Consider the following 17,114-nt stretch of genomic DNA (forward strand, 5'->3'; position numbering starts at 1 on the left):
GTACCGACCCTGGGCCGGTACACGCGCGGATTCACATCGTTTCGCCGAACGCCTTGGCCAGCGCCCGATAGGCCTTCTTCTGCGCCTCTTCGGTGGGCGCCGGGGCGATGATTTCCAGTTCGACGATCTGGTCCCCGTCCGGGTTGCCCGGCAGGCCACGACCGCGCAGGCGCAGCTTGCGGCCGGCATCGGATTCGGCCGGCACCTTCAATTCCACCGCTCCGCCCAGGGTCGGCACGCTGATGCTGGTGCCCAGCGCGGCCTGCCACGGGGTCACCTGCAGCGTGTACAGGATGTTGCGGCCATCGACCTCGAACTGCGGGTGTTCGGCGTATTCCACTTCCAGCAGCAGGTTGCCGCCGCCGGTGCCCTGCCCGGTCAGGCGGATCACCTGGCCCGGCCGGATGCCCTTGGGAACCCGTACGTCCAGCTGCTTGCCGTTGACGGTGATGCGCAGGCTGTCGCCCTGGTAGGCCGCTTCCAGCGGCACCGACAGTTTGGCGCGGGTGTCGCGGGTGGGCTGCGGGCCCTGCCCGGCACCGCCAAAGCCACTGGCCCGGCCTGCCCCCGCCCCCGCACCCCCACGCTGGCGCGCAAACAGGCTTTCGAAGAAGTCGCTGAAACCGCCGCCGGCACCGCCGCCGAAGGTTTCCTCGAAATCGAAGCCGCCCGGGCCACCGCCGTAGTTCGGCGGCGCATGGAATTCTTCGCCCGGCCGGTAGCCCTGGGCCTTGAGCTGGTCATAGGCAGCGCGCTTCTGCGGATCGCGCAGCGCTTCATAGGCCTCGTTGAGCGCCTTGAACTTGTCCTCCGCGCCAGCCTCCTTGCTCACGTCGGGGTGGTACTTGCGCGCCAGCCGGCGGTAGGCGGTCTTGATTTCGGCATCGCCCGCGCTGGGTTCCACCCCAAGCGTGGCGTAGTAATCCTTGAATTCCATCGATACACCTCAGTAAGTTCGGTCGCCCGCGCGCCGGCGGACACCGTCCACATAATTCTAACGGCTGGCGAAAGGCGCTGCCGTGAGCCTGGCCGCTTGATCCTGCGCAATGCGGCGGCAACAGGCCGGGGCGTACGCTGGCCCCGGCAGCGTCGCACTGCCGTTGGATGGGGTGTACCGGTCTGGATTTCAACGTGTTGACACGGCCATCCCACACCCCCCACTACCCTGCCTGAGTCCAAGGAGCCCACATGACCATCCACGTTGGCGACCGCATTCCCGAAGTCACCCTCAAGCGCATCCGCGAGGGCATGGAAACCATCGATACCCATGCCCTGTTCGATGGCCGACGGGCGGTGCTGTTCGCCGTCCCCGGCGCATTCACCCCTACCTGTTCGGCACGCCACCTGCCCGGCTACGTCGAGCACTTCGGCGCGTTCCGCCATCGCGGCATCGATGTGTTCTGCATGGCCGTCAACGACCCGTTCGTGATGAAGGCCTGGGCAGAAAGCCAGCACGTGCCCGATGGCCTGCAGATGCTGTCCGACGGCAACGGCGAGTTCACCCGCGCGCTCGGCCTGGAGATGGATGCCAGCAGCTCGGGCATGGGCCTGCGTTCGCGCCGCTTCGCGTTGTATGTCGAAGACGGAGTGGTCCGCCAGGCCTTCATCGAAGCCCCCGGCAAGTTCGAGGTGTCTTCCGCAGAGCACGTGCTGGAGAACATCCCGCACTAGTGCGGCGACCTTCGCGCATCACAACCTGCAACAGAGGAAACCGGCCAGCCATGTCAACGCCAGCCAAGAAGACCCGCCCCACTCCCGGCAACGCCCGCCCTGCCGGCATCAGCGATACCGCCACATTGCGCGCCAAGGCCCGCAAGGGCATCGAGGACGGTGCCATCACCGACAGCTACAGCGCTGACCGCAAGGCAGTGATCAAGCTGCTCAACGATGCACTGGCCACCGAGTACGTCTGCGTGCTGCGCTACTACCGCCATTACTTCATGGCCAAGGGCATGCTGGCCGAGCCGATCAAGGCCGAGTTCCTTGAGCATGCCCAGCAGGAACAGGCGCATGCCGGCAAGCTGGCCGAACGCATCGTGCAGCTGGGCGGCGAGCCCGACCTCGATCCCGCCACGCTGACCGCGCGCTCGCACGCCGAGTACAAGGAAGGCAAGGACCTGCGTGACATGGTCCGCGAGAACCTGATCGCCGAGCGCATCGCCATCGACAGCTATCGCGAGATGATCAATTTCGTCGGCGACAAAGACACCACCACCAAGCGCATCCTCGAAGAGATCCTCGCGCAGGAGGAAGAGCACGCCGACGAGTTTGCCGACCTGCTGGAGGGGTGGATCGGGGAATAGCCCGACCGGACCGGCAGCCACCGGCAGGATCGGTCGCCACCGACCGTTGGTCGGTGGCGTGACATCAGCGCAGGATGCGGAATCGCACCTGCGTCCAGGCCCCATCTGCGGCCAATGCGGTGAGCGTGTGCTCACCGGTCTCCTCGAAATCACGCTGGAACAGCCGCGCGCCTTCGGTGCGGGCGATCCAGCGGCCATCCAGCAGCCAGTCGATCGACTGATCGGTGCCGATCGCGCGCAGCTGCAGGCGCACGCCGTGTTCTGCATTGGGCGCGCGGGCCAGGGTGGCGCGGTCGTTGAGGCCTTCGATGTGCAGGTTGCCGCCATTGTCGCGGCCATCATCGCGGCAGTCCGCTGACAGCGCCGGCAACTGCGACGCGCGCCGTTGCGCCAGCGTCAACCAGGGCGACAGCAGCGCCGGCCAACGGGCGATCTCGCGCGTTTCGGCCGTATGCGGCAGCGTGCAGTCCGGTGACAGCCGCAGGCCACTGCGCGCGTCCACCTCGAAGCGTTGGCGACCGGTCCGCCACAACCGTGCATCGCGTTCGGCGAAGGTCGGCGGCACCACGCCGTCCAGCACGAACGCCTGCATCCGGCGCTGGCACAGCCCCTCCGGCGTGCTGCCGGCAAGCTCGCCGGTGGGCCAGCAGATCTCCTCGGCAGTCACGCTGGGCGGCATCGGCGCGGCACTGGCATCGCCGGCCTGGCGCGGCAGGCTGTCGACCACTTCAAACATCAACGGCAGCGCGGTGACCGCACCGTATTGCCCCGGCAGCGGCGTGCCATCCGGTCGCCCGACCCATACCCCTACGGTGTAGTGGCGGGTGCTGCCGATCGCCCATGCATCGCGGTAGCCGTAACTGGTGCCGGTCTTCCAGGCCACCCGCGGGCGGCCGGTAACGTCGAAGGTGTCGCCACCGTACCCGGGGCGTGCGTTGGATTCGAGCACCTCACGGGTGATCCATGCAGCGCCGGGGGACATCAGGCGCCGTTCGATCACCGCATCCTCGGCGGTATAGCGCACGCGCCCGGCAATGCCGTTGCGGTTGAACGCGGCAAACGCGCCCACCAGGTCCTCCAGGCGGGCGCCGGTGCCGCCGAGGATCAGCGACAGGTTGGGCGCGCTGCCATGCGGAAAGCGCAGGTTGATGCCGGCATGCGCCAGGCGTGCAGCGAACCGCGCCGAGCCGACCCGGTCCAGCAGGTCCACCGCCGGCACGTTGAGCGACAGCCGCAAAGCGGTGGCCGAACTGACCGGCCCGTTGAACGCGGCATCGAAATTGCCCGGCCGATACCGGCCAAATCCCTGCGGCGCATCCACCATCAGGCTTTCCGAATGGATCAGGCCATCATCCAGCGCCATGCCGTACAGGAACGGCTTGAGCGTGGAGCCGGGCGAGCGCCACGCCTGCACCATGTCCACGTGGCCCAGCCGCTGCTTGTCGCCGAACGCCACCGAGCCGACGTAGGCACGGGCCTCCAGGGTGCGGTTGTCGACCACCAGCAGCGCGGCCGAGGTGCGCTCGGGCAGCTGCGAGAAGTACGACGACACCCGTTCCTCCAGGGTGCGCTGCAGGCCGATGTCCAGCGTGCTTTCGATCCGCGCCGCGCGCGGTTGCGCCGAGCGCAGGCGTTGCGCCAGCAAGGCGGCGTGCAGCGGCGGCTGCAGCGCGCGGGTGACCACCGGCTCGATACGCGCATCGTCCACCTCCTCGCGTGACCACACGCCCAGTGCGGCCATGCGTTCGAGCACTTTGTCGCGCGCACGCTGCGCCGCTTCGGGGTGACGGTCCGGACGCAGCCGGCTGGGCGCCTGGGGCAATACCGCCAGCAATGCCGCTTCGGCCTGCGACAGGCGCGCGGCCGGTTTGCCCAGATAGGCCCAGCTGGCCGCCTCGACGCCTTCGATGGTGCCGCCGTACGGCGCGCGCTCCAGGTACAGCGCCAGGATCTGCGGCTTGCTCAGGTGCACTTCCAGCTGCACCGCGCGCAGCATCTGCTTGGCCTTGCCCCACGGCGTGCGCGAATGCGGGTCAAGGATGCGCGCCACCTGCATGGTCAAGGTGGAGCCGCCGGAGACGATGCGCCCCTGCAGCAGCCATTGCTTGCCGGCACGCAGCAGCCCCCACGGATTGATGCCCGGATGCTGCCAGAACCAACGGTCTTCGTAGGTGAGCAGGGCCTGCAGGTACAACGGCGATACGTTGTCGACCGCGGCCGGGTAGCGCCACACGCCGTCGGCATCGGCGAACGCGCGCAGCGGGGTACCGTCTCGCGCCACCACCAGGGTGCTGGTGTCGCGCTGCCTGGGCAACGGTGGCGGGAAGGCCAGGTCCAGCACCAGCAGCACGGTCAACAGCGCAGCGGTGCCCCAACGCAGCGTCGGCAACAGCCAGCGCCGCGCCGTTGTCCACAACAGGCGCTTGGCAGGAAAAGACTTCATCGGCTCGACGGCAGGAGTGCGCGGGCCCTCGTGGCGACGAGGGCCCGCGCGACGGTCAGGGCTGGACCACGGTCAACGTGGTGGGATTGCTGCGGCCGACCCCGCGCAGGTCCGGGCGGTACATGTCCTCCACCAGCGGCGGCGGCACCGTGTAGGTGCCCGGGGTGACCGCGCGCACCAGGTAGAACACCTTGGCGGTGCTGCCCCGCGAGAGCTTCAGCGCGGCCACGTAGCGGTCGTCGCGGAACTCTTCGTGGCGCAGCGTGGCCGCATCGCCACGATCATTGACCTTCAATCCGTCCACGACCACGTCGGCCCACTGCTTGGCATCGCCCAGGTTGAAATTCTCGATCTCCAGGCCGGCCGGCAACAGGTCGGTCAGCAGGGCATCGGGCATGTCCAGGTTCGGGGTGATGCTGACGCGGACGATCAACGCCTCGCCCTCCTTCAGCGCGCGCGGGGTCCACGGCTTGCCATCGGTGGTGTACCAGGTGCGCTCCACGCCGAGGTGGCGGCTGTCCGGCTCCGGCGCGGTCCGCGGGATACCGGCCACTTCCAGGCTGGCAAACATCGGCGGCTCCCCCTGCGGACTGAAACGCACGCCCTTGGCCAGCGCGGCATAGTCGAAGCTGCGCCCGAACATGCGCCGCGCGGCGATGCTTTCGGTGGCATCGCCGATGGCCAGCTGCCCGGACACCAGCTTGGTCTGGTTGGCCGACAGCGCCTTGCCCAGGCGCGCGATGGCCACCTGCTCCTGCGTGCTCAGCCACATCCAGCCGCTGTTGCGGCGGGCATCCAGCGCGCGCCCCAGGTCGACCGCACGGGCGTCATAGGCCGGCTTGGACAGCTTGCGCTCGTGCAGCAGCGCGATCATCAGCGCGTCATCGCGCACCGCACTGCCGTAGTCGCCAAAGTACTGCGGACGCTCGCTGCTGGGTTTGGCGAAGCCGGCGGCAATGGCCGCCTCCCCGCGCTTGTGGTCGCCCTGCAGCGACAGCGCGATGCCCAGGTGGACCATCGACAGGCCCGTCAGCGACTTGCTGCGTTCGTTGTCGTACAGCGCGCGCAGCGTGCCCAGCGGCGCGCGGTTGACCCGTGCCAGCACATAGCCGGAGTACGCCTGGTTGGCAAACTTGAGATTCTCGCGGCGGTCCTCGCCGTAGAACTGGTTGCCACCGGACAACAGGTCTTCACTGAGGCGATTGAGCGCCTTCTGCAGCACGTTGTCGGGCACCGCGAAACCGCCGTCCTTGGCATCGAGCAGGAATTCGGTGATGTACGGGGTCAGCCACGGATTGACGTAGCCGTCATCGCCCCACATGGAGAAGTTGCCGTTGGCCACCTGCATCGAGGCCAGTCGCCCGAATGCGCCTTCCATGCGCTCGCGGCGGGTCTTGGCATCCAGGCCGTCGGCGCCGAGCATGGCCGAGGTCGCCTCGTCCAGCATCAACGCCGCATAGCCCTTGCTGGTGGTCTGCTCGGCGCAGCCATAGGGATATTTCAAGGCGCCATTGAGGGCGCTGGCGAACGGGATCGGCGGCAACGCACTGACCAGCATGCGCGCGGTCACCGAGTCGTTCATCAGGCCATCGGCCAGGCCGGTGTCCATGCTGACGTCGGCCAGCGGATCCAGCGTGCGGGTCTGTGCACGCAGTACCTGCGGCCACGCCGCGCGCACCGGCAGGTCGTAACGGCGATCCACCTTGAAGCCGTTGCCGTCCACCCGTACCCGCACCTTGGCCACGGTGTAGCCTTCGCGCGCGGTCAGCGGGAAACTCAACGTGCTCTTGGCGTCGGCCTTGAGCTGCAGCGTGCGCGTGGGTTCACCGAGCGTCAGCGGGCCGATGCCATCGACCTGCACCTTGAACTCGCCCGGCGTGCCGGTGAAGTTCTGCACGTCCAGGGTGACCGTGCTGCGGTCGCCGGGGGCCAGTACCCGCGGCATGCTCGCTTCGGCCAGGATCGGCGCGCGCACCACCGTCTCCACGTCGCGCTTGCCGTACTGGTCATCGGAATAGACCAGCGCCGAGACACGCAACGTGCCATTGAAGTCCGGCACCTTCAGCGCGATCCGCGCGATGCCCTTGGCATCGAGCTTCACCGGGCCGGAGAACAGGTCCACGGTCTGCACGCGCGCGGTGGGGCGCTTGGCCTGCGGCAACGCCGCCAGCGCCATGTCGCCACCGAACTTGAGCTTGCCGCTGCTGCCATCGAAGCTTTCGATCACGCGGCTGTAGATGTCGTAGGCATCCACACCCAGGCGGCGCTGCGCGAAGAAGTGGCCGCCCGCATCGGGCACCGGGAAGCGGGTGATGTTGAGGATGCCCACGTCCACCGCCGACACGGTCACATGCGCGACCTTGCCGGCCAGCTGCGGGGCGCTCACGGTCACCGGCAGGGTCTGCTCGGGACGCATCTGCTTCGGGGCGGACAGGCCCACGGCAATCTGGCGCGCCTTGCGATCCATCGGCACGTGGACCACGCCGACCGCGCGGGCCGGGGTGATCTTGCTGGGCGCGCTGCCACCCCGGAACACCAGCGCGGTGATGTAGACATCGTGGCGCTCCCACTCGGCGGTCACCGGGATATCGAAGGTGCTGCCCGGCTTGGCGTCGATCTCCTGCACGTACAGCATCTTGTCGCTCTCCACCATCAGCACGCCCTTGCCGGCATGCGGCGGGGTGACGGTGACGCGCAGCTTGTCGCCGGCCTTGTAGCCGGTCTTGTCCAGCGCCAGCTTGACCTTGTCCGGGCGGGCATCCAGGCCGCGGTTGTCATCGCCCCAGCTCCAGCCGGCACGGAACGGATACCGGCTGGTCAGCCCGGTGCCCGGGTCGAACACTTCCAGGCGGTACTCGCCCCACTCCACCGGGAAATCGATGGCGGTGGCCACAGCGCCGGCATCGACGGTGCGCGTTTCCTTGTTCTCGAAACGACGGGTGAAGTCGTAATCCCAGCGGTTGTCGTTGAAGGTCCAGTGGTAGTCGCGGAGTTCGCGCACCAGGGTGATCTTCAGGCCTTTGGCCGGCTGCGGCTTGCCAGCCGCATCCACCCGCATCAGCTCAAAACGCGCGTTGCTGTTGGCATCGGCGCCGTCATCGGGGTTGAACAGCGGGCGCACGCCCACCAGTACCGGGGCCGGCCACATCACCCGCTTTAAGGTACGGGTGACGGTGCGGCCACCGGTTTCGTAAACGCTGCCGGAGATCACCACCGCGATCGGCGCGGTGGGCTTGACCTCGTCGGGCAGGGCTACGTCCTGGCGCAATTTGCCGTCGGCCGGGAACTGGGTATCGATGATGTCGCGCGCCTCGCGCGGCAGGGCGGTGGTGGGGTCGCCGAAGAAATAGCCCGGCAGCGACTCCACCGGGGATTGCTCGGCGGCCACGGCCAGGCGTGCGGTGAAGCGGTTGCCGTCGGCCGGCGCGCCATACAGGTAGGCGGCATCGGCCTGCAGCGTGAGCGGCTGGCCCGGCTTGAGGGTCTTCTGGGCGCTGTCCAGGTCCAGCTTCATGCGCTCGGGCAGGAATTCCTCGATGCGCAGGGTCATGCCCTGGATGGCTTCCTTGCTGGCCGGATCGGTACGGAACTCGACCTGCCAGCGCCCGGTCGGCGCTTCCACCGGAATCAGCTGTTCAAAGCTCAGGTAGCCCTGCTCGCCCGGCTGCAGGCGGGTCTCGCGGAAGGTCTTGCCGTCGGGCTGCTTGAGGCGCAGGAACACCGGCTGCGGCTTGGTCGGCTTGCCATCGTTGTCGCGCAGCAGCGCGGAAATGCGCACGGTTTCACCCGGGCGGTACAGATCGCGGCCGGACCAGGCGAAGACGTCGAACCAGGCGTTGTCCCGACCGGCCACCGCGAACTCGCTCAGGTCCAGCGCCGGCTGGTTGAACGGCAGCAGCGAGGTATCGCCACCGCTGCTGGCAATCAGCACATGGCCGGCATCCAGGGTGTAGTTGAGCAGCGCATTGCCGTTGCCATCGGTGCTGCCCTTGAGCACCACTTCACCCTTGCCATCGAGGATGCGCAGGTCGATCTTCTTCAACGACGCACCGCTCTGCAGCGAGGCGGTGTGCACGAACAACTTGTCCTTGTAGGCGCGGGTGTGCAGGCCGATGTCGCTGACGGTGAAGAAGGCGGTATCGAACTCGCTGTCGAACGAGCCGCTGCGCTTCATCACCGCGAAATACAGGCCCGGCTCCTGCAGTTCCTTGATGTCCTGGGTGGGCAGGTAGGTCAGCACGCGTTCGTTCTGCTTGCCGCCCAGCACGAAGCGGTTGACGTAGACCGGCTCGGCCAGCGTGGACATCGGGGTCTTGTCGCCGTACTCGCTGTCCAGCTCCCAGCTGCCGCGACGGCCGCCGCGCTGGTACTGGCTGAAGAAGTTCGGCAGTTCCTTTTCGCGCACGCGCAGGAACTCCACGTCCACTTCCTGCACGTTCACCGAGACCACCGGCAGGCCACGGCTGTCCTTGGCCGGCAGCACGCTGCCCTGCGAGGCGAACCCGGCCACCGGCTTGAGCTCGCCGCTGAACACCTTCTGGCGCAGTTCCTTGCCGATCCGGCTGCCATCGGCGGCAAGCAGGTCGGGCGAGACGATCAGGCTGTACTCCTTGGCCGCTTCCACGAACGGATAGCGCAGGGTCAGGCCGTCATCGGAGAGCGTCCAGCTGCTGTCCTCGGTGCCGACCTTCTCGGCGAAGCGGACCAGTTTGTCGAAGTCCTGGGTGCCGACCAGCGGGCGCGAGAACTCCAGCGCCAGCGAGACGCCGTCGCCCTTCTGGTCCGGATAGGCCCGCACCAGGGTGAATTCGGTGACCGTCTCGGCCTTGGCGGTGATCGGTGCACCGGACGCGGTGGGCAACTGGCCACTCTCGTTGCGCTTGCACCCTCCGATTCCGATGGCCAGGCCGGCGACCAGCGCCAGGCCTGCGATTCCCTTCCAGCTCCACTGCCCGACCCGACTGCGGATAGCCATGACGTCACTCCTTGATCAAGGCGGCCATTATAGGCACCGTCCGGTAGCTGCCGGCCGTTGGGTGGGCGGGCCGGGCCATGCGCAGCCGACCAACGGTCGGCTCTACCCCGGATCATTCGGCTACGTACAGGCCTACATACTCATGCACCGGCATGGCCTCCAGCTTCACCGGGTCCAGCGAGGCATCCAGGATGCGGCGCTGCTGCCGGGTCGGGAAGGTGGCGGCCAGGTTCGCGCGGAACTTGTCTTCCAGCAGCGGGATGCCTTCGGCACGGCGGCGGGCGTGGCCGAGCGGGTACTCGACGGCTTCCTCCATCACGGTGCCATCGCTGAACACCACGTGCAGCGCATTGGCGATGCTGCGCTTGTCCGGGTCCAGGTAGTCGACGGTGTAGCGCGGCTCCTCCACGCAGGTGATCTTCGCGCGCAATGGGTCGATGCGCGGATCGGCAGCAACGTCATCCTCGTAATCTTCAGCCACCAGCCGGCCGAAGATCAGCGCGATGGCCACCATGTACTGCACGCAGTGATCGCGGTCGGCCGGGTTATGCAGCGGGCCGGGCTTGTCGATGATGCGCAGGCAGGCCTGCTGGGTGCGCAGGGTGATCTGCGCGATGTCCTCGCTGCGCTGGCCGGCCGCGCGCATCCGCGCCTGCAGCTGCATCGCCGCTTCCACTGCGGTCTGCCCGTGGAATTCGGCCGGGTAGCTGATCTTGAACAGCACGTTTTCCATCACATAGCTGCCATACGGGCGCTGGAAGCGGAACGGTTGGCCGCCGAAACTGACCTCGTAGAAACCCCAGGTGGGCGCGGTCAGCGCACTGGGGTAGCCCATCTCGCCGGCCGCGGCCATCAGCGACAGCCGTACCGCGCGGCTGGTGGCGTCGCCGGCCGCCCAGCTCTTGCGCGAGCCGGTATTGGGCGCGTGCCGATAGGTGCGCAGCGATTGCCCATCCACCCAGGCCAGCGAGACGGCGTTGAGCATGCGCTCGCGGTCCAGCCCGAGCAGGTGCGAGACCACCGCGGTGGAGGCGACCTTGACCAGGACCACATGGTCCAGGCCGACCCGGTTGAAGGCATTCTCCAGGGCCAGGCAACCCTGGATCTCATGCGCCTTGACCATCGCGGCGAGCACGTCGCGCATGGTCAACGGGGCGCGGCGCAGTGCCTCGGCATTGCGACTGAGCCAGTCCGCCGTGGCCAGGATGCCACCGAGATTGTCGGAGGGATGGCCCCACTCGGCGGCCAGCCAGGTGTCGTTGAAGTCCAGCCAGCGCACCATCGCGCCGATGTTGAAGGCGCCCTGCACCGGGTCCAGCTCGAAGCGGGTGCCGGGCACGCGCGCGCCGTTGACCACCCGGGTGCCGGGCACCAACGGCCCCAGCAGCTTGCTGCAGGCCGGGAACGCCAATGCGGCCAGGCCACAGCCAAGTGTGTCGACCAGGCAATGGCGCGCGGTGGTGTAGGCCAGCGGCGAGGTGACCTTGTAGTCGCGCACGTAATCGACGATGTCGGCCATGACCGCATCCCATGGCGGCCGTTGGTTGCTGTTGGGGTCGTGACCGGACATCGCGTTCTCCAGGGTTACAAAGTGTCGGCAGGCACCCGTACCGCGCCTTCCATCAGCACGCGCGCGCTGCGGCTCATGATGGCCTTGGTGACTGTCCACTGACCGTCAACGAAGCGCGCTTGGGCGCCGACCCGCAGCGTGCCGGACGGATGGCCGAAGGTGACCGCCTCGCGCTCACCGCCACCGGCGGCGAGGTTGACCAGCGTGCCCGGGATCGCCGCGGCGGTACCGATGGCCACCGCGGCGGTGCCCATCATCGCGTGGTGCAGCTTGCCCATCGACAATGCGCGCGCATGCAGGTCGATCTGCCGGGCGGCGATCTGCTTGCCGCTGGAGGACACGTAATCCTGCGCCGGGGCCACGAAGGCGACCTTGGGGGTGTGCTGGCGGGTGGCGGCCTGCTCGATGCTGTCGATCAGGCCCATGCGCACCGCGCCGTGCGCGCGGATCGCCTCGAAGCGGGCCAGCGCGGCCTTGTCCTCGTTGATCGCCGGCTGCAGTTCGGTGCCGGTGTAGCCCAGGTCGGCAGCATTGAGGAAGATGGTGGGGATGCCGGCGGTGATCATCGTCACCTGGAAGCTGCCAACGCCGGGTACGTCCAGGGTGTCGACCAGATTGCCGGTGGGGAACATCGCCCCGCCCTCGCCGTCATCGGACGGATCGAGGAATTCCAGCTGGATCTCGGCGGCGGGGAAGGTCACCCCGTCCAGCTCGAAGTCACCGGTTTCCTGGACCTGGCCGTCCACGATCGGCACGTGCGCCAGGATGGTCTTGCCGATGTTGGCCTGCCAGATCCGCACCGTGCAGGTGCCGTTATGCGGAATGCGCGCGGGGTCGATGAAGCCGTTGCTGATCGCAAACGGACCGACCGCGGTACTGAGGTTGCCGCAGTTGCCGCTCCAGTCCACGAACGCGGTGTCGATGGCGACCTGGCCGTACAGGTAATCCACGTCGTGGTCAGGCACCGACGGCGCGGAGATGATCACGCACTTGCTGGTGCTGGAGGTGGCCCCGCCCATGCCATCGGTGTGCTTGGCATACGGGTCGGGTGAGCCGATCACCCGCATCAGCAAGGCATCGCGTGCCGGGCCCGGCTGCTGCGCGGCGGCGGGCAGGTCGGCATGGCGGAAGAACACGCCCTTGCTGGTGCCACCACGCAGGTAGGTGGCGGGAATGCGGAGCTGGGGGAGAGCGGTCATGGCGTGGAATCCGACAAAGGTTGAAAAAGCGCGTCCAGTCCACGTTTTGCGTGCCAGATGCGGATCACCTGGACGTGGTTCGCGAACTCGGTGTAGTAAACAAGGTAATCATCGAAGTGGCGGACAGGATGGAATCGCGGCGCGCAACCCAATGCCGGCAGCAGGTCGGCGTGGCGGCTTGAGCCCGCGCCTGGATGGTTCTCGATGAGTTCCAGCGTCGCCTGCAGTGCGTCGATGAACGCCAACTCCAACGCGACCCCGCCTCGCTCGGCGTACCAGTCTGCTGCTTGATCAGCATCGACGACTGCCAGCGGATTCCAGCGCGACGGTTTCATTTGACGCCGCGTTGGCGCGCTCTTTCACGCATGCGATCAAAATGATCCGCCGCGAGCGGCACCGCCGGCCCCGATGCAAGTCCTTCAGCCAGCAGCTGCCCCAGCAGCTCAGCCGCCTTGGACCGCTGCCGCTGACGGATCAGGTCACGCACGTAGTCGGAGGTACTGGAATAGCCGCCCTCACTGACTTCCTCGTCGACGAATTGCTTGAGTGGATCACTGAGCGAGATGTTCATGGTGGCCATGGGCGACTCCTTTGGCAATTTTTGCCACTGAAGTGTGCGCCTGCGGTCTACACGCCGCAAACGCACCCCATTCATCCTTCTGGTGGAGGTCATCCACAGCCTTTCACACCGCCTGCACGGATTCCAGGAAGTCCTGCGCAAAACGCTGCAGCACCCCGCCGGCCTCGTAGATCGACACTTCCTCGGCGGTATCCAGACGGCAGGTCATCGGCACCCGCAGCTGTTCACCGCTGCGGCGGTGGATGACCAGGGTGAGCTCGGCGCGCGGCACGCGCTCGCCGAGGACATCGAAGGTTTCGGTGCCGTCGATGCCCAGCGTGGTGCGGGTGACGCCGGGCTTGAACTCCAGCGGCAGCACGCCCATGCCGATCAGGTTGGTGCGGTGGATACGCTCGAAGCCCTCAGCAGCGATCGCCTCCACGCCGGCCAGGCGCACGCCCTTGGCGGCCCAGTCGCGCGAGCTGCCTTGGCCGTAATCGGCGCCGGCGATGATGATCAGCGGCTGCTTGCGCGCCATGTAGGTTTCAATGGCTTCCCACATCCGGGTGACGGTGCCCTCAGGCTCCACCCGCGCCAGCGAACCCTGCTTGACCTGGCCATCGACCACGACCATTTCATTGATCAGTTTCGGGTTGGCGAAGGTGGCGCGCTGCGCGGTCAGGTGGTCGCCGCGGTGGGTGGCGTAGGAGTTGAAGTCCTCCTCGGGCAGTCCCATTTTCGCCAGGTACTCGCCGGCCGCGCTGCTGGCCAGGATCGCGTTGGACGGGGACAGATGGTCGGTGGTGATGTTGTCGCCCAGCACCGCCAGCGGACGCATGCCACTGAGCGAGCGTGCACCGGCCAATGCGCCTTCCCAATACGGCGGACGGCGGATGTAGGTGCTCTGTTCGCGCCACGCATACAGCGGGCTGATCGGCGCGCCGTGTTCGACCTTGAAGGTGAACATCGGCTCGTAGACCTGGCGGAACTGCTCCGGCTTGACGCTGGCCTTGACCACCGCATCGATCTCGGCATCACTGGGCCACAGGTCCTTGAGCGTGATCGGGTTGCCATCGGCGGTGTGGCCGAGCGCATCCTTCTCGATGTCAAAGCGCACCGTGCCGGCGATGGCGTAGGCCACCACCAGCGGCGGCGAGGCCAGGAACGCCTGCTTGGCATACGGGTGGATGCGGCCATCGAAGTTGCGGTTGCCCGACAGCACCGCGGTGGCATACAGGTCGCGGTCGATCACTTCCTGCTGGATTTTCGGGTCCAGCGCGCCGCTCATGCCGTTGCAGGTGGTGCAGGCGAAGCCGACGATGCCAAAGCCCATCTGCTCCAGGTCGCCGAGCAGGTTGGCCTCTTCCAGGTACAGCTGCACCGCCTTGGAACCGGGTGCCAGCGAGCTCTTCACCCACGGCTTGCGCGCCAGCCCGGCGCGGTTGGCGTTGCGCGCCAGCAGCGCGGCGGCGATCACGTTGCGCGGGTTGCTGGTGTTGGTGCAGCTGGTGATGGCGGCGATGATCACCGCGCCGTCCGGCATCAGCCCCTGCGCCTGTTCCGCCCGACCACTCTCAAGCTTGGCTTCGTCGGCAATGCCACGTGCGGCCAGTTCGCTGGTGGCCACGCGCTTGTGCGGATTGGACGGGCCGGCCATGTTGCGCACCACGCTGGACAGGTCGAACTGCAGCACGCGCGGGTACTGCACGCCGGCCAGGTCGTCCGACCACAGGCCAGCGGCCTTGGCATAGGTTTCCACCAGCTGTACCTGGGCCTCTTCGCGGCCGGTCAGGCGCAGGTAGTCCAGGGTCTGGTTATCGATGGAGAACATCGCCGCGGTGGCGCCGAACTCCGGGGTCATGTTGGAAATGGTGGCGCGGTCGCCGATGGTCAGCGCGCTGGCGCCTTCGCCGTAGAACTCGATCCACGCCCCCACCACGCGCTGGCTGCGCAGGTACTCGGTCAGCGCCAGCACGATGTCGGTGCAGGTGATGCCCGGCTGCGGGCGCCCGGTGAGTTCCACGCCGATGGTGTCGGGCAGGCGCATCCACGAAGCGCGGCCAAGCATCACGCTCTCCGCTTCCAGGCCGCCCACGCCAATGGCGATCACGCCCAGCGCATCCACGTGCGGGGTGTGGCTGTCGGTGCCCACGCAGGTATCGGGGAAGGCAACGCCATCGCGCACCTGGATCACCGGGGACATTTTCTCCAGGTTGATCTGGTGCATGATCCCGTTGCCCGGCGGAATCACATCGACGTTCTTGAACGCCTTCTTGGTCCAGTTGATGAAGTGGAAGCGATCTTCATTGCGACGGTCTTCAACAGCACGGTTCTTCTCGAACGCGGCCTTGTCGAAACCGGGGAATTCCACCGCCAGCGAGTGATCGACGATCAGCTGGGTCGGCACCACCGGGTTGATCTGGGCCGGGTCGCCACCGGCATCGGCGATCGCATCGCGCAACCCGGCCAGGTCCACCAGCGCGGTCTGGCCGAGAATGTCGTGGCACACCACGCGCGCGGGAAACCACGGGAAATCCAGCTCCTGGCGGCGCTCGATCAGCTGGCGCAGCGACGCCTCCAGCGTGGCCGGGTCGCAGCGGCGCACCAGGTTTTCGGCCAGCACGCGCGAGGTATACGGCAGCGTGGCATAGGCCCCCGGCGCGATCGCATCAACGGCCGCGCGGGTATCGAAATAGTCCAGCGAGGTGCCGGGAAGGGGCTTGCGGTGTTGGCTGTTCATCATGGCTGGCGTTGACTGCTTGGTTGGCGGGCCGGGGCGTCGTGACACCGGCGAAAGGGAGCTGCGACGCCGCAACGGAACAGGGCCGGCATGACCGGCCCGCTCCGCAACGCACCCGTTACCGGGTGCGGTACGTCTGCATCACTTGCGCTGGTCGATCGGCACGAAGGCCTGGTCTTCCGGCCCGGTGTAGTTGGCGCTCGGGCGGATGATCTTGCCGTCGATGCGCTGTTCGATGATGTGCGCGCTCCACCCGGAGGTCCGTGCGATGACGAACAGCGGGGTGAACATCGCCGTCGGCACGCCCATCATGTGGTAGCTGACCGCACTGAACCAGTCCAGGTTCGGGAACATCTTCTTGATGTCCCACATCACCGTTTCCAGGCGCTCGGCGATGTCGAACATCTTCACGTTCTGCTGCTCTGCCGACAGCTCGCGCGCCACTTCCTTGATCACGTCGTTGCGCGGATCGCTGACGGTATACACCGGGTGGCCGAAGCCGATCACCACTTCCTTGCGCTCCACGCGCGCCTTGATGTCGGCCTCGGCATCGTCGGGGCTTTCGTAGCGCTTCTGCACTTCAAAGGCCACCTCGTTGGCGCCACCGTGCTTGGGACCGCGCAGCGCGCCGATGCCACCGGTGATGCAGCTGTGCATGTCGCTGCCGGTGCCGGCAATGACCCGGCAGGCAAAGGTGGACGCGTTGAACTCGTGCTCGGCATACAGGATCAGCGAGGTGTGCATCGCCTTCACCCACGAATCCTGCGGCTTTTCATCGTGCAGCAGGTGCAGGAAATGGCCACCGATGGAGTCATCGTCGGTTTCCACGTCAATCGCGCGGCCGTTATGGCTCCAGTGGTACCAGTACAGCAGCATCGAGCCCAGGCAGGCCATCAGCTTGTCGGCGATGTCGCGCGCGCCCGGATGGTTGTGGTCGTCCTTCTCCGGCGACACGCAGCCCAGCACCGACACGCCAGTACGCATCACGTCCATCGGGTGTGCAGACGGCGGCAGTTCTTCCAGCGCCGCCTTGACCGCGGCCGGAATGCCGCGCAGCGACTTCAACTTGGTCTTGTAGGCCACCAGTTCGGCGCGGGTAGGCAGCTTGCCGTGTACCAGCAGGTGGGCGATTTCCTCGAACTCGCTGGTATTGGCCAGGTCCAGGATGTCGTAGCCACGGTAGTGCAGGTCGTTGCCGCTACGGCCCACCGTGCACAGCGCGGTGTTGCCTGCAGCGGTGCCGGACAGGGCGACGGATTTTTTCGGCTTGAAGCCGGGGGCAGTGGTTGCTTCGCTCATGATCCCTCCAGAAAACAGTGGTGCAA

General features: G+C 67.1%; 11 protein-coding genes. 2 read left to right on the plus strand and 9 right to left on the minus strand.

From position 1 onward, the window contains the following. Positions 1-31 precede the first annotated feature (31 nt). Positions 32-937, minus strand: a complete 906-nt coding sequence (locus AC3IR9_RS15540; RefSeq protein ID WP_489291801.1) for a DnaJ C-terminal domain-containing protein — start codon at positions 935-937, stop codon at positions 32-34. A gap of 251 nt (positions 938-1,188) precedes the next feature. Here AC3IR9_RS15540 and AC3IR9_RS15545 point away from each other — a divergent pair, with 251 nt between their 5' ends. Beyond that, positions 1,189-1,671 (plus strand): peroxiredoxin, encoded by a 483-nt coding sequence (locus AC3IR9_RS15545; RefSeq protein ID WP_489291803.1) that lies wholly within the window; start codon positions 1,189-1,191, stop codon positions 1,669-1,671. Positions 1,672-1,721: 50 nt separating this feature from the next. Continuing rightward, entirely contained in the window at positions 1,722-2,303 is a 582-nt protein-coding gene (locus AC3IR9_RS15550) for a ferritin-like domain-containing protein (protein ID WP_489291804.1), read from the plus strand. Between the two features lie 64 nt (positions 2,304-2,367). Here AC3IR9_RS15550 and pbpC read toward each other — a convergent pair whose 3' ends face one another. The 8 genes from pbpC to prpC all read right to left on the minus strand — a co-directional run bounded on the left by pbpC (position 2,368) and on the right by prpC (position 17,088). Next, positions 2,368-4,746: a penicillin-binding protein 1C gene (pbpC, locus tag AC3IR9_RS15555; RefSeq protein ID WP_489291805.1), complete on the minus strand. Its 2,379-nt coding sequence runs from the start codon at positions 4,744-4,746 to the stop codon at positions 2,368-2,370. 55 nt (positions 4,747-4,801) lie between these two features. Further along, positions 4,802-9,721 (minus strand): alpha-2-macroglobulin family protein, encoded by a 4,920-nt coding sequence (locus AC3IR9_RS15560; protein ID WP_489291806.1) that lies wholly within the window; start codon positions 9,719-9,721, stop codon positions 4,802-4,804. Positions 9,722-9,833: 112 nt separating this feature from the next. Beyond that, complete coding sequence (locus AC3IR9_RS15565; RefSeq protein ID WP_489291807.1) at positions 9,834-11,291, minus strand: bifunctional 2-methylcitrate dehydratase/aconitate hydratase; 1,458 nt, start codon at positions 11,289-11,291, stop codon at positions 9,834-9,836. 14 nt (positions 11,292-11,305) lie between these two features. After that, the gene (prpF, locus tag AC3IR9_RS15570) at positions 11,306-12,490 is read right to left on the minus strand and encodes a 2-methylaconitate cis-trans isomerase PrpF (protein WP_489291809.1); all 1,185 of its coding nucleotides are present in this window, start codon (positions 12,488-12,490) and stop codon (positions 11,306-11,308) included. Then, the gene (locus AC3IR9_RS15575; RefSeq protein ID WP_489291810.1) at positions 12,487-12,825 is read right to left on the minus strand and encodes a type II toxin-antitoxin system RelE/ParE family toxin; all 339 of its coding nucleotides are present in this window, start codon (positions 12,823-12,825) and stop codon (positions 12,487-12,489) included. The genes prpF and AC3IR9_RS15575 overlap by 4 nt, the downstream gene beginning before the upstream one ends. After that, on the minus strand, positions 12,822-13,070 hold the full coding sequence (locus AC3IR9_RS15580; RefSeq protein ID WP_489291812.1) for a type II toxin-antitoxin system ParD family antitoxin: 249 nt from the start codon (positions 13,068-13,070) through the stop codon (positions 12,822-12,824). Before AC3IR9_RS15580 ends, AC3IR9_RS15575 begins: the two co-directional genes overlap by 4 nt. Before the next feature lie 103 nt (positions 13,071-13,173). Next, on the minus strand, positions 13,174-15,789 hold the full coding sequence (gene acnD / locus AC3IR9_RS15585; RefSeq protein ID WP_489295858.1) for a Fe/S-dependent 2-methylisocitrate dehydratase AcnD: 2,616 nt from the start codon (positions 15,787-15,789) through the stop codon (positions 13,174-13,176). A gap of 141 nt (positions 15,790-15,930) precedes the next feature. Then, complete coding sequence (gene prpC / locus AC3IR9_RS15590) at positions 15,931-17,088, minus strand: bifunctional 2-methylcitrate synthase/citrate synthase (RefSeq protein ID WP_489291813.1); 1,158 nt, start codon at positions 17,086-17,088, stop codon at positions 15,931-15,933. Positions 17,089-17,114 lie beyond the last annotated feature (26 nt).

This window comes from Stenotrophomonas sp. GL_101, assembly GCF_057835675.1.